Here is a 13,766-nt window from a genome sequence, read left to right on the forward strand (position 1 = left end):
GGCAACATTACTAAAATAATTTTACTAAATTTGTATAAATGGTCAAGAAGTTAAATTTAGATTGTTTGATTTGCATTAAATGAATTTATACACAAAAATTGCTGAGTTTCACATATTTTGCTAATTAAAATGCTTTTAAGCTTTTATTTAAAATCTTAATTTTAGTGATTGCGCCCTAAAATTTTTAATATTGGAATTTTTGCCAGTAAAGTTGATTAAAAAGTGGAAACTAGGGTAATTTTACTTATAATAATATTTATGCATAAAAATAAACGGAATGAAGAGCACACTCAAATCACAGAAATAACAAGAAGCCGTGTTAAGCAATCATTTTTGCATTTTGGTTCATTATATCGTGTTAAATCATTGGGCTGGCAGATTGCAGTATCTGTTGTTTTAGGGCTTTTATTCGGTGTTGTTGAATTTGCACTTTTGCAAATTACGGGTATGTATCAGTTAGGCATTGGAGCTTTAGCTCAGGGAGTAGCGCGCTTTGTACGAATATATAATAATAGCTTGTGACTTTTTAATGTTCTATTTTGATTGGTAAGTTTTTTAGGTAATGTCCCCTTGTTTATATTTGCGTATTTTAAAATAAACAAGCGTTTTGCACTGCTTAACTTTGTGTTTTTGATTACATCAACACTGAGTGGTTTTATAACTGCTTGAATCCCAGAAAGTAAAGAATGATTTATATTTGGCGACCCTAATACTGTTTTGAATGCACAAGACGGTGTTACAAATGTTTTAGCAAGGGTTGAAATAGGTCTTTGAGAAGTTGGTCAATTGCGTGAATTTTCAATCTTTTTATACGCAATTCTGTATGGAACATTGCAAGCAATATTCAACGCAGCTTTATTAATAACTGAATCATCGACAGCTGGTTTTGATATTATTGCTATTTATTTAGCTAAGAAAAAGTTTCGAGATCTCGGCAGCGTTTTTTTAATTGTACACCTGGTTTGTTTAACAGTAGCTAACTTGATGGGAACATATATTCCAGCTGCCGTGGCTCTATCGGGCCAAAAGACTAATTTAACATTTAGTCCTTGAGCTCTCCAAAACTTTTTCTCATTAACTTTTGTTGCCGGTATTTTAATGATTGTTGTCAATGCGTTAATTTTGAATATTTTATTTCCAAAATTTAAAGTAGTTAAGGTTGAAGTTTATTCACGTAAGGTTAATGAAATCCAGAATTTAATTTATAGTTCAAGAAAATCAATTTACGTTACGACAACTATTCAGGGTACAGGGGGATACAGCAAAAAAACTCAAAATATACTGATAACTAACTGTCTTTACATTGATGCAGCGGACTTATTGGCACTGGTAAAATCCATTGACCCCGATGCTTTTGTTTCGGTTATAGACATTAAAAAAGTAGATGGATATGTTTTTACCTCGCAAGCACGACGGTAAAAAAATTCAAAGCAATAAATAAAACTGTTGGTATTTTAAATTTGTGTGTAAGTTTAATATAAAATCAGTAATTTTTGCAACTTTTATTTAATATCCATAATTTTGTATAAAATAATATTAATAGCAAAATAATGAAGGAAAGCAATGGCTGAAAAAGACTTAGCAACTACTTACCATATTACTCCGTACAACGGAAAATGACAAGTTAAAGGGGAAGGGAATACTCGCCCAACTAAATTATTCAACACGCAAAAAGAAGCTATTGAGTATTTGAAAGAAATGAAAAAAAGACGAGAAGTTTCTGTCTTAGTTCATAGACCTTCAGGTCAGGTTCGTACTGGTTTCAGTAGTAAAAAGAAAAAATAAATTTAATCGTTCCCGATTAAATTTTTTATTATTTACTATCAGTTTTTGTAGTCGTTGCTAGTTTATAATATTAATTACATATAGAAGAAATGAGGTGATATTGTCAGGTTATAAATTAGTTTCTAAATATAAACCAGCCGGAGACCAACCAAAGGCTATTAAAGAGTTAATACGAGGTGTTGAAAATGGTGAAAGATTTCAGGTTTTAAAAGGGGTTACTGGTTCAGGAAAAACATTTACAATTGCTAATGTAATTGCTCACTTTGATCGTCCGGTTTTGGTACTTTCACACAATAAAACGTTAGCAAGTCAGTTATACAGCGAGTTAAAAGGATTTTTTCCTGAAAATAACGTTGAATACTTTGTATCTTATTTTGACTATTATCGACCAGAAGCTTATATACCGAGCTCTGATTCATACATTGAGAAAAATTCGCAACGCAATAAAGAAATTGAGGCGATGCGAATGTCGACATATAATTCTGTTTTAACTACGAAAAATACAATTGTTGTGGCTTCTGTATCATCGATTTATGGAGCATTAGATCCCAGTGAGTACCGCGAGCAAATTTTTTATATAGAAGTTGGTCAAAAGTGAAAAAGAAACGATTTTTTGCGTGAACTTGTGCAAAAAAATTACAAACGCAATGAAACTGATCTTATTTTAGGTTCTTTTAGCTCAAAAGGCGATGTAGTATTTATTAGGCCTGCTCACACAGAGGAATTTGTGATAAGGGTCGTTTTTTGAGGCGATGAAATTGAAACAATAAACACCTGCCATCCCGTTACAAAGGCTGTTTTTGAACAATTTAAACGATACAGAATTTTCCCTGGTGAAGCATACACAGTCAGCAATGATTTAACTCGCCAAGTTGTTGAAAAAATTGAGATTGAGCTTGAAGAGAGAATTAAATATTTTGCTAAAAACAATAAACTTTTAGAGGCTCAAAGGATTGAAGAGCGTACTCGCAAGGATATAGACTCACTAAGTGAGTTTGGCACTTGTCCTGGCATTGAAAATTATTCTCGTTATTTTGACCGTCGGGAAGCAGATGAAAGACCATATACACTTTTAGATTATCTAAAAGACCAAAATCCATTGCTAATTATTGATGAAAGTCATATGATGTTACCTCAACTTCGTGGGATGTATAACGGAGATCGCAGTCGAAAACAAACATTAGTAGATTATGGATTTAGATTGCCGTCTGCATTAGATAATCGCCCGCTTAGATTTGAAGAATTTGAAAGCTCTTTTGATTTTCAAACAATTTATATTTCCGCAACTCCTGAGGAATATGAACTTGACAAAACACACGGTGTTTTAACTCGTTTATACGTACGGCCAACAGGGCTTTTAGATCCAATTATTGAAGTTAGACCGAGTGAAAACCAGGTTGAGGATATTTATGATGAAATTCAAAAACAAAAATTGAAAAATGAACGGACATTGATTTTAACAACAACGAAAAGACTGGCTGAGGAACTGACGCGTCATTACCTAGCAAAAAATGAAAAAATTGCATTTTTACACTCAGAACACAATACTTTTGACCGCAATCGTATATTGTTAAAGTTGAGAAAAGGTGTTTATGATACTGTAATTGGCGTCAATTTACTGCGGGAAGGAATTGATTTGCCTGAGGTTAGTTTGATTGTAGTTTTAGATGCTGATAAAGAAGGTTTTTTAAGGGATACTAAATCACTTATTCAGATTGCAGGGCGCGCCGCAAGAAATGCAAATGGGCGAGTATTGATGTATGCAGAAAAGATCTCGCGGAGCATGAAAGAAGCAATCGCGGATAATCAAGAAAAAAGAGCACTACAGGTTGAATATAATCGTGTGCATAATATTGTTCCTAAGACAATTGTAAAAGACATTGCAGATAGTCTTTTGGATGATGCTAAAGATGAGCAAATTAGCTTCTTTTTGAATGATAATAAAGCTAAAGCAAAGGATATCAAAGCAAAAGCACAACTTTTAGAAGAATTAAGAACAAAAATGAATGAAGCTGCCCAAAATTTAGATTACGAAAAAGCGATTGAGATAAGAGATTTAATTATTGAATTAGAAAAGCAATAATGAGAGGAGTAAAATGTCAACAAAAGAACAAATAACAATTAAAGGTGCCCGGGAAAATAATTTAAAAAACGTGTCTTTAACACTGCCAAAAAACAAGTTAATTGTGTTTACGGGTTTGAGTGGTTCTGGTAAATCCAGCTTAGCCTTCAATACAATTTACGAAGAAGGGCGCCGTCGCTATGTGGATAGTTTATCAAGTTATGCCCGTCAGTTTCTGGGTGTGACAAATAAACCTGACGTTGATGCAATTGATGGCTTAAGTCCCTCAATTGCGATAGAGCAAAAAACTACTCACAATAACCCACGTTCGACAGTTGGAACTGTCACTGAAATTTATGATTATTTGCGATTACTTTTTGCTCGAATTGGCAAGCCTTTTTGTCCACGTCACAAAATAGAAATCAAAACTCAGACAAATAAAGATATACTTGACACAATTTATTCGTTAGGAATTAATACTAAAATCATTATTCTTTCACCTATTGTTGATAATGAAAAAGGTACGCATGCAAATCTAATTGAAAAATTACGCAAAGAAGGTTTTTTACGTTTAAAAATTGATGGCGAAATTCAAGGAATCGATGATATAAATTCGCTTGATAAAAATACAAAACACACAATCGATATTGTCGTTGATAGAGTAAATATCGATGAGGAAAATCGCTCACGAATAGCAGAAGCGATTTCGATCGCAGCTGAATACAGTAAAGGTCTGATTAAAGTTGAAACCGTAGATGGCGAAGTTAAAACGTTTTCAAAATTGCATTCTTGTATGTATAAGGATTTTGAAATGCCTAAAATTGAGCCGAGGTTGTTTTCATTTAATGCTCCGATGGGAGCTTGTGCTCAGTGTAAAGGGCTTGGTGTTGATTTAAAAGCGAGTTTTGATGCTTTAGTACCCGAACCTTGACGCACAATTAATGATGGCGCAATTAAAATTTTTGCTAATACTGTTAATACAACAAATTTAGAATGGCAAGCATTTGATGTTTTATTAAATCACTACAATATTGATAAAAATGTACCAATTGAAGAATTAAGCAACGAAGATTTAAAAATAATTAAATATGGATCAAAAGAAGAAATTGAGTATGTTTTAGTGTCAGCATCAGGAGCGAAATATAGACATAATCGTAAAATTGAAGGTATTTTAACCTCGGTTGAACGTAAATATATGGAGACAACGTCGGAAGCAATCCGTGACTGATTGCGTAAATATATGGGTTCATTCCCTTGCTCCAAATGTAATAATTCACGCTTGAATGAGTATGCTTTAGCGGTACAAATTGATGGTATAAACATTGATAAATTCAGTCGTTTATCAGTAGATGATGCGCTTTTAACTATTGAAAATATGAATTTAGACAGTATGCAACAACAGGTATCATCATTGATATTGTCAGAACTTATAAATAGGCTAACTTTTTTACAAAATGTCGGATTGGGATATTTAACACTAAATCGTAGTGCTGAAACATTATCCGGGGGCGAAAGTCAGAGAATTAAACTAGCAACTCAGGTAGGTTCCAACTTAACTGGAATATTATATGTTTTAGATGAGCCATCAATAGGATTGCACCAAAAAGATAATGAAAGACTGATTTCAACACTGAAAAACATGGTTGAAATCGGTAATACTCTGATAGTTGTTGAGCATGATGAAGATACAATTAGAGCTGCTGAACACATTGTTGACATTGGGCCAGAACAAGGGGTAAAGGGAGGTTTTATTGTAGCTGAAGGCAGTATTCAGGATATCATGAACTCACCTGATTCATTAACGGGTCAGTACTTAAGCGGAAAAAGACGAATTGAGGTTCCTCAAACTCGCCGCAGTGGTAATGGACAAGTTGTGACTGTGATAGGCGCAAAGGAAAATAACTTAAAAAATATTGATGTTAAATTTCCACTTGGAAAATTTATTGCAGTTACAGGAGTGAGTGGCTCAGGGAAATCAACGCTTGTGAATGAAATCTTTGTTAAAGGAATTCAACGAGTTGTCAATAAAAGTACTGAAAAAATGGGTAAATTTAGCTCGATTAGTAATATTAAAGCAATTGATAAAGTAGTCCCTATTTCACAATCTCCAATTGGCAGAACTCCTCGCTCAACACCTGCAACTCATATTTCGGTATTCGATGATATTCGCGACTTATTCGCTTCAACTCCCGAGGCACAAAGTAGAGGATATACTAAGTCAAATTTTAGTTTTAATGTACCTGGCGGACGATGCGAAAAATGTTCTGGAGACGGGTCAATACGTATTGAAATGCATTTTTTGCCAGATGTTTATATTGCTTCCGATGAATGTGATGGACGCAGATACACGCTTGAAACTCGTGAAGTTAAATATCGGGGAAAAAACATTGCAGACGTCTTAGAAATGAGTGTTGATGAAGCATATGAATTTTTCCAAAACAGACCTAAAATAAAAGAAAAGCTTGGCGTTATCCAGTCAATTGGGCTAGGTTATATTAAACTAGGTCAGCCTTCAACTACTCTTAGTGGCGGCGAAGCTCAACGTGTTAAGTTAGCAACATATTTACACAAAAAAGCTACTGGAAAGACTGTTTATGTACTGGATGAACCAACTACCGGATTACATCCTTATGATGTTCATAAATTACTTGGCGTTTTAAATAAGATTGTTGATAATGGTGATACAGTAGTTGTTATTGAACATAACCTAGATGTGATTAAATGCGCTGATTACATTATTGACTTAGGACCTGATGGCGGGATTAATGGTGGAAAAATTGTTGCTAGTGGAACGCCTGAGCAAGTAGCCAAAATCGAAGGTTCATATACAGGAGAATACTTGAAAAAATATCTCTAAACAACTGATTGTTATTTAATATATAATTTAAATTATGAGTATAAAAAATAAACTTACACTTTATGTATCAATTGTATTATTTTGCTGTTTGCTTGCAATTTTGTCATTAGTGGGAATTTTTCAAACCGGATCAGCGCTTTGAGCCACTATATACACAATTACACTGATTTCTGGCTCTATTTTAATTGGAATTTTCAGTGTTTTGACTGTAACAACGTCAATAGCAAAACATTCGTCTATTAAATCTTCATACGCGAAATTTATTGATGATGTTCAAAAAAATAACCAATTAGGCGTGTTGCTTTATGATGTTGTAGGTAATATAATTCATGCTAGCGACTTTATTGGTGAAAGATTTGGTAAAAAATTAGTTGGAACTAAATTAAATAAGTTTTTAGACAGTTTAGAAGTTAAGTTTGAAAATAAAAAAACACAAGGAGAGTTTGTTTTTCAAGATTCACATTATCTTGTAGTTTTACATGATATTGAAGGCTATATTTCGATTAGGGATATAACTTTTGAGAAAAAGACAATGGCTCTTTATCAAGATGAATTGAGTGTTATTGGTGAAATTGAAATTGATAATTATGCTTTATATCAATCAATACTTTCAGAAGAACAAATGTATAACTTAAATAAAAGTGTTATTAGCGTTCTTGATTATTTAGTTCAAAAATATAATTTCGTGTATCGTCAATACAATACAAATGGTAAGTTTTTAGTTATTACTAACCGGATATCATTGAATAAAATGATTGCTCAAAACTTTGTATTTTTTGACGAATTACACTCAAAATTAAAGACTTTAACAAATAATATTGTGGTTTCTGTATCTGCTGGATTCGGTTATGGAGATAATGATTTGAGAAGTAAAACTGATTTAGCAAAAACTGCTCTTTTACAAGCACAAAGTCGTGGTGGTGATCAAGTTGTTGTTATGTCGCCATATGAACAGCCAATTTATTTTGGGTCGACAACTGAAATTTTACCAAGTTCAGACCGCACACGCATTAAAGCATTTACAGAACTTGTAGAATTGAGGATGAGTGATCCAAAAGTTGAAAATGTAATTATTTACGGGCATGCAGTAGCTGATTTAGATGCAATCGGATCAGCAATGGGTGTTTTAATGATGGCCAAAAACTTTGGAAAGGAAGCTTATATTTGTTCATCTACTCAGGATAGCACAACAAAAAAAGTTTTAATGCAATATTGAGAGGAAATAAAGAATTATTTTATCCGCCCTGCACAAGCGGATAAAATCAGTAATGAAAACACTCTGGTGTTTTTTGTAGATAATGCTCATCCGTCAAGAACAGACAATCCAGATGCAATTAAAAATGTTAATTCTAAAAATATATTCATTTTAGATCATCATCGTATGCGACTTTCAATAGATTTTGCTCCAAAAGAAAACAGAATTGTAACAACCTCAGCCTCATCGGCATCTGAATTGGTGACAGAAATGTTAATGTTTACAAATCGTAAAATTCAAATTGATTTAATTACAGCCCAAATGTTGCTTAATGGAATTTGTTTAGATACGTTACAGTTCCAAAAACACGCAACATCAAAAACTTTTGAAGCTGCTAGCTGACTTGAAAATCGTGGTGCTAATGCCACAATTGCATCAAACGCTTTAAAAATAGATGCGCAAACTCAACAAAAAGTTAATAAATTACTCCAAAATCTTGAGGAAGTTAAAGAAGGATTCTTCTTAGCTTATGCTGACGAACCTTGTGCTGACGACTTAATCTCAATTGCAGCAGAGGAAATTTTACGTATTGATGGTCGTCGGGCTTCGTTTGTAGTTGCGCGCCAAGAAAAAAGTGATAGATATAAATTAAGCGCCCGCGGAATTGACACAAATGTTCAAATTATTTGTGAAAATGTTGGTGGCGGCGGCGGTTTTGCAGCAGCTGCTGCTGTGTCTAATGATAATTTAGAAACATTCATTAGTAATATTAAGCAAGCAATAGTAGGAGTTAAATAATGAAAGTAATTTTAATTAAAGATTCGCAATACGGCAAAGCTAACACAATAGTCGAAGTTTCGCCAGGGTATGGAACAAATTTTTTAGTAGCCAAAGGTTTTGGTGTTCCATATAATGAAAAAACAAAGAGAGAACTTGATAAAAGATTGAGCGCATTAACTGCTAACGAGATGGAAATTAGATCGCAAGCTATCGAACTGAAAGAAAAACTGGAAAAAGAAAAATTAGTTTATAGTCTTGATGCTTTAATTGATGCTCACGGAAACTTAATTGTTCACAAATCTATTTCAACAAAAGATGTATTAAAAGACCTGAGTAAAAAAGGTTATAAATTAGATAAATATGCAGTACAAAAAGTACATCTTGTGTCAAATGGTATTCATGAAGTTGATATTATTGTGTATAACGATATAGTCGCAAAACTACAAATTGAGGTAAAAGTTAATGTCAAATAAAACTGATCACCACTCCCGACATATTTGTGATAATAGCCAGTATGAAAAAAACCTGCTGGGTATTATTTTGTCTGACAATTCATATGCAGATGTAATTATTCCGTATTTATTAGCTGAAGACTTTGCAACACTGGAACATAAAGAACTGTTTATTGTTATGTCAGCTCTTTATGACCTAAATATTAGTATTAATGATCAACAAATACTATCGAAAGCAAAAGCACTTGGATTTGATAAAGTTCGTGAGGGCTTGCTTGCGAATATTTATAGTAATTCAGGTTTACCGTCAAACATTCAACTTTACATTCGTGAGCTAATTCGTTTAACGAAAATAAGAACTTTACGTTCCAAATTAGCTAAAATTGATAATGATTTATACAATTCTAATTCAGCCGACCCAGATGAAATTATTTCACAAATTCAATCAGCTATTATGGAAATTGATCGTGGTCAGGACGGTGAAGACTTTTTAAGTGCAAAGACTGTTTCAGATGAATTCAGCAATGAATTATCACAACTTAGAGATAAAGATCCAAGCGCCATTAGCGGGGTTCCAACTGGCTATACTGCTTTAGATGAATTAACACAGGGTCTTCAGGATGATGCGATGATTGTTATTGCTGCTCGCCCCGGTTTAGGGAAAACGGCCCTTGCACTAAATATCGCTGTTAATGTTGCCCAACAAAAAAAACCAAACAATAAACGCAATCGCCGTGTAGCTTTTTTCAGTTTAGAAATGTCCCCAAAACAATTGATGGGGCGGATTTATTCAATAGCTACTTCAATTGACCAGTATAAACTGAAAAAACCACAGTTATTAACTGATAATGACATGCTTAAAATATCTAACAAAAAAGTTAATGTAATTGATAAAATGAATCTTTTTATTGATAATACATACGAAAATGAGTTACAAACACTATTATGAAAATGTCGTCGTTTAAATAAGGTTGAACCTTTAGATTTGATTGTGGTCGACTATATGCAACTTATTCATTCTAATAAAAAAGGTGGCAGTGAAAATAGACAAATGGAAATTACTCGTATTTCTCGAAGTTTAAAAACACTAGCTCTAGAATTACATGTTCCAATCATCGTTCTTTCGCAATTAAACCGTCAAACAGAATTGCGTGAGAATAAACGCCCAAATCTTGCTGACCTGCGTGAATCGGGGTCAATTGAAAATGACGCCGATATTGTGATGTTTTTATATCGAGACAGTTATTACAACAAAGAAACAACAAAAGACAATCTTAGTGGCACAAATTATGGTGATGAAACAGAAATTATTGTTGCAAAACACCGTAGTGGTGCAACAGCGGACTTAAAAGTTTATTTTCACCGAAATATTGGTAAGTTTACTAATTATGTTGTTGACGGCATGCCAGAAGATATTAACAATTTTAAAACAAAGGATTTAGATTCATAACTATGAACGCAATTGATTTAATTATAATAATTGTTTTATGTTTGTTGTTGCTATGTTCATCGATTTTTTCGAGTTGTGAAACTGCATATTCGGCATTAAATCCTGGTAAAATCGAAAGTATGTTAGATAGGCGTGAATTCGGTGCTAAGCTAATTAAAAAGCAGTACAACGTATTTAATCAGATGCTAACATTAATTTTGATACTGAATAATATTGCTAATATTGGTCTTTCAGCTGCCGTTTCCTACATTTTAAGTAAGCATTTAACTGGTAACTTATCTGAATATTCAGCTCTAATTTCGACTGCGGTTCTAACGCCTATTATTGTTGTTTTGGGCGAGATAACTCCAAAATTAGTTGCCAAAAGATATCCTGAACGTGTTGCAAAAGCATTTTGTTATGTTTTAGAAGTTTTATATTGATTATTTTTCCCTTTATGTTGAATTGTTTCTAAAATGTCTAAGGATATTTATATCACAAACACAGAACAAGACGTTAAAAATTTAATTGATGTCGCACACACAGAGGGTGTTTTAGAAGCTAATGAAAGTATAATGGCTCAAAATGCTTTGGATTTGGATACAACTAAAATTCGTAAGCACTACGTAAAAATTAAAGATATGAGTTATTTGTCTTATAAAGCTAATATTTCTGAGGCTCTAGCTTTATTTAAAGAAACTAATTATTCACGTTTACCTATTGAAAAAGATGGTGAATTTCTAGGAATTGTTTTATTAAAAGATATATTTTCTCTAGAAAAAGGCAAGGTAATTAATTATTTAAAAACAATTCCTTATGTCAGTGCGAATTCAACCTTGGCGGTTGGTCTGGAACGATTACGTTCGCACCGGGCACAAATGGCTTTTGTTGTCAATAATTATCAATCAAAAGAAGTTATAGGAATCATCACAATCGAAGACATTTTAGAGGAAATTGTTGGCGAAATTTTTGATGAATATGATGAAGAAGAAGTTCAGGATATTTTTGAAATTAGTCTAGAATTATTCCATGCTAGCGGCTATGTTTTAATGAAACAAATTCAAAAGCAAATGAACCTTGATTTTGAATTAAGCGAAAAAGAATTAGGACAAACACTTGAAGAATGAGCAACAGCTAAAAGTGGGGCGAAATTGACCAAAAATACACGTTTTGAATACGATGGCGTCTTTTTTAAAGTTTTATCAACTCCAACTAATAAACAAAAACATTATCGCTTTGAAATCGAAATTGGTACCAGTGCACCAGTTAATTTAGATGCTACCACCGAGGTTCCTGTAAATCGTGCTTAGGCACGGTTTTTTTATTTTCATAACACTAAAACTCCTCGAATGTAGAATTATTTTGCACAATTTCATTTTAGTATAAATTATCCATTTTTAAGATTATGTACTACTAAATTAGGTAATAATTTGAAAAAATACTGAAAATATTGAATTTATAAATTGGAGAACTTGATTTTACGATATGGGTACTATATGAAAAAAATTCTATTTTTATTTTTAGGTTTAAAGATAAATATATAATTTTAATTATAAAATCATAAAAATAAATTGAACTGAGAGGAAATATATGAAAATTATATTAGTTGGAGCAAACCACGCAGGGACATCATTTATTAGAACCCTAAGAACAGTTAATCCAAATGCTGAGATTACTGCATACGACAGAAATACAAACACATCATTCTTAGGTTGTGGTATTGCTGTTTGAGTTGCTGGTGAATTTAGTGAACCAGATGGATTATTCTATTCATCGCCAGAAAGCTTGAGAAATGACTATGGAGTTAATTTAAAAACAAGTCACGAAGTTATCGCTATTGACAAGGATAGAAAAGAAGTTACAGTTCTTGACTTAACAACAAATACTACTTTTACAGATACATACGACAAATTAGTGTTTGCTGGTGGTACTTGACCAATCGAACCTAAAATTAAAGGTATTGAATACAATAATATTGTTTTATCAAAACTATATCAACACGCACAAAAATTAATTGAATATGCTAACGATGATTCAATTAAAGATGTAACTATTGTTGGTGCTGGATATATTGGTGTTGAATTGGTAGAAGCTTTCCACATTAAAGGTAAAAAAGTTACTTTAATCGATGTTAACACCAGAGTTACCGGAAACTACTTTGGCGAAGAATTTACTTCAATTATGGAGCAAAACATGGCCAAAGAAGGCGTTAAACTTGCATTAGGCGAAAAAGTAGTTGAATTCAAGTCTAAAAACGGAAAAGATGTTTCATCAGTCGTAACCGATAAAGGTGAATACAAAGCTGATTTAGTGGTAATGTGTGTTGGTTTCAAACCAAGAACTGATTTCGTTAATTTAGAAAAACTACCTAATGGCGCAATTGTGGTTGATGAATTCCAAAGATCAGTATCAGATGAAAATATTTATGCAATTGGTGACTCATGTGCACTAAAACACGTTGTTACTGGTGATAACAAACACGTTGCCCTAGCGACAAATGCTGTTAAGTCTGGATTAGTTGCCGCTCTACACATGGCGGGCGTAAATGTACCTTTCCCAGGTGTTGCTGGAACAAATGCTATAAATGTGTTTGGTTGCCATTATGCAGGAACAGGTTTTACAGTTGAGGGTGCTAAGGCTGCCGGTTTTGAAAACGCTGCCGCAATTTACTGAGAAGATATGGATAGACCAGAATTTATGCAACATGCAGAAAAAGTAGGATGTACAATTGTTTATGATACAAAAACAACAAAACTACTTGGAGTTCAATTAGGTTCATGAGGCGAAACTCTTCACGCTGAAACAATATACATGTTCGCATTAGCAATTCAAAAAGGTTTAACATTGCCTGAAATTGCTTTAACAGATGTATTCTTCCTACCTCACTTTAACAAACCATTTAACTTCTTCCTTGTTCCAATGTTAAAAGCTTTAGGAATCAATTATAAAAAATAGTTAACAAATAAAAAAGAGCTTAATAATAGCTCTTCCTAAATAGTAAGTTCAAGTGCAACACATGCACTTGGCTTTTTTTATTTTAACATTTTAATGATTTTTTTCTCATTTTTTGCAAATATTAGTTACGATAAAAGCCCCTTATGCAAGGGGTTGGGGGTTAGGAAGAAAGAAAAGTCCCTTTTCAAGGGGTTTGGGGTTAGAAAATAAAGAGGCGGATTGTGTAAGCGGATAGAGCTTATGCAACATAA

9 protein-coding genes are annotated in these 13,766 nt (G+C 33.1%); all 9 read left to right on the forward strand.

The window, feature by feature from the left end; translation table 4 throughout:
* The first annotated feature begins 258 nt into the window (after positions 1-258).
* The 9 genes from MCFN_RS00825 (at position 259) to MCFN_RS00865 (ending at position 13,515) form a co-directional block, all read left to right on the forward strand.
* Positions 259-1,419, forward strand: coding sequence for a DUF2179 domain-containing protein (locus MCFN_RS00825; protein WP_051604541.1), 1,161 nt, complete (start codon positions 259-261; stop codon positions 1,417-1,419).
* Between the two features lie 144 nt (positions 1,420-1,563).
* Positions 1,564-1,785, forward strand: a complete 222-nt coding sequence (locus MCFN_RS00830; RefSeq protein WP_038561257.1) for a DUF2188 domain-containing protein — start codon at positions 1,564-1,566, stop codon at positions 1,783-1,785.
* Between the two features lie 100 nt (positions 1,786-1,885).
* Positions 1,886-3,868 (forward strand): excinuclease ABC subunit UvrB, encoded by a 1,983-nt coding sequence (uvrB, locus tag MCFN_RS00835; protein ID WP_038561260.1) that lies wholly within the window; start codon positions 1,886-1,888, stop codon positions 3,866-3,868.
* 13 nt (positions 3,869-3,881) lie between these two features.
* On the forward strand, positions 3,882-6,704 hold the full coding sequence (uvrA, locus tag MCFN_RS00840) for an excinuclease ABC subunit UvrA (RefSeq protein ID WP_038561263.1): 2,823 nt from the start codon (positions 3,882-3,884) through the stop codon (positions 6,702-6,704).
* A 34-nt stretch (positions 6,705-6,738) separates the two neighbouring features.
* Entirely contained in the window at positions 6,739-8,697 is a 1,959-nt protein-coding gene (locus MCFN_RS00845) for a GGDEF domain-containing protein (protein WP_038561266.1), read from the forward strand.
* The gene (gene rplI, locus MCFN_RS00850; RefSeq protein ID WP_038561269.1) at positions 8,697-9,152 is read left to right on the forward strand and encodes a 50S ribosomal protein L9; all 456 of its coding nucleotides are present in this window, start codon (positions 8,697-8,699) and stop codon (positions 9,150-9,152) included. Before MCFN_RS00845 ends, rplI begins: the two co-directional genes overlap by 1 nt.
* Positions 9,142-10,581, forward strand: a complete 1,440-nt coding sequence (locus MCFN_RS00855) for a replicative DNA helicase (protein ID WP_038561272.1) — start codon at positions 9,142-9,144, stop codon at positions 10,579-10,581. Before rplI ends, MCFN_RS00855 begins: the two co-directional genes overlap by 11 nt.
* A 2-nt stretch (positions 10,582-10,583) precedes the next feature.
* Positions 10,584-11,870, forward strand: coding sequence for a hemolysin family protein (locus tag MCFN_RS00860; protein ID WP_038561275.1), 1,287 nt, complete (start codon positions 10,584-10,586; stop codon positions 11,868-11,870).
* 280 nt (positions 11,871-12,150) lie between these two features.
* Entirely contained in the window at positions 12,151-13,515 is a 1,365-nt protein-coding gene (locus tag MCFN_RS00865) for an FAD-dependent oxidoreductase (protein WP_038561278.1), read from the forward strand.
* The last annotated feature ends 251 nt before the right edge of the window (positions 13,516-13,766 follow it).

The sequence above is a fragment of the Mycoplasmopsis californica genome, assembly GCF_000695835.1.
Classification (GTDB): domain Bacteria; phylum Bacillota_I; class Bacilli_A; order Mycoplasmatales; family Metamycoplasmataceae; genus Mycoplasmopsis; species Mycoplasmopsis californica.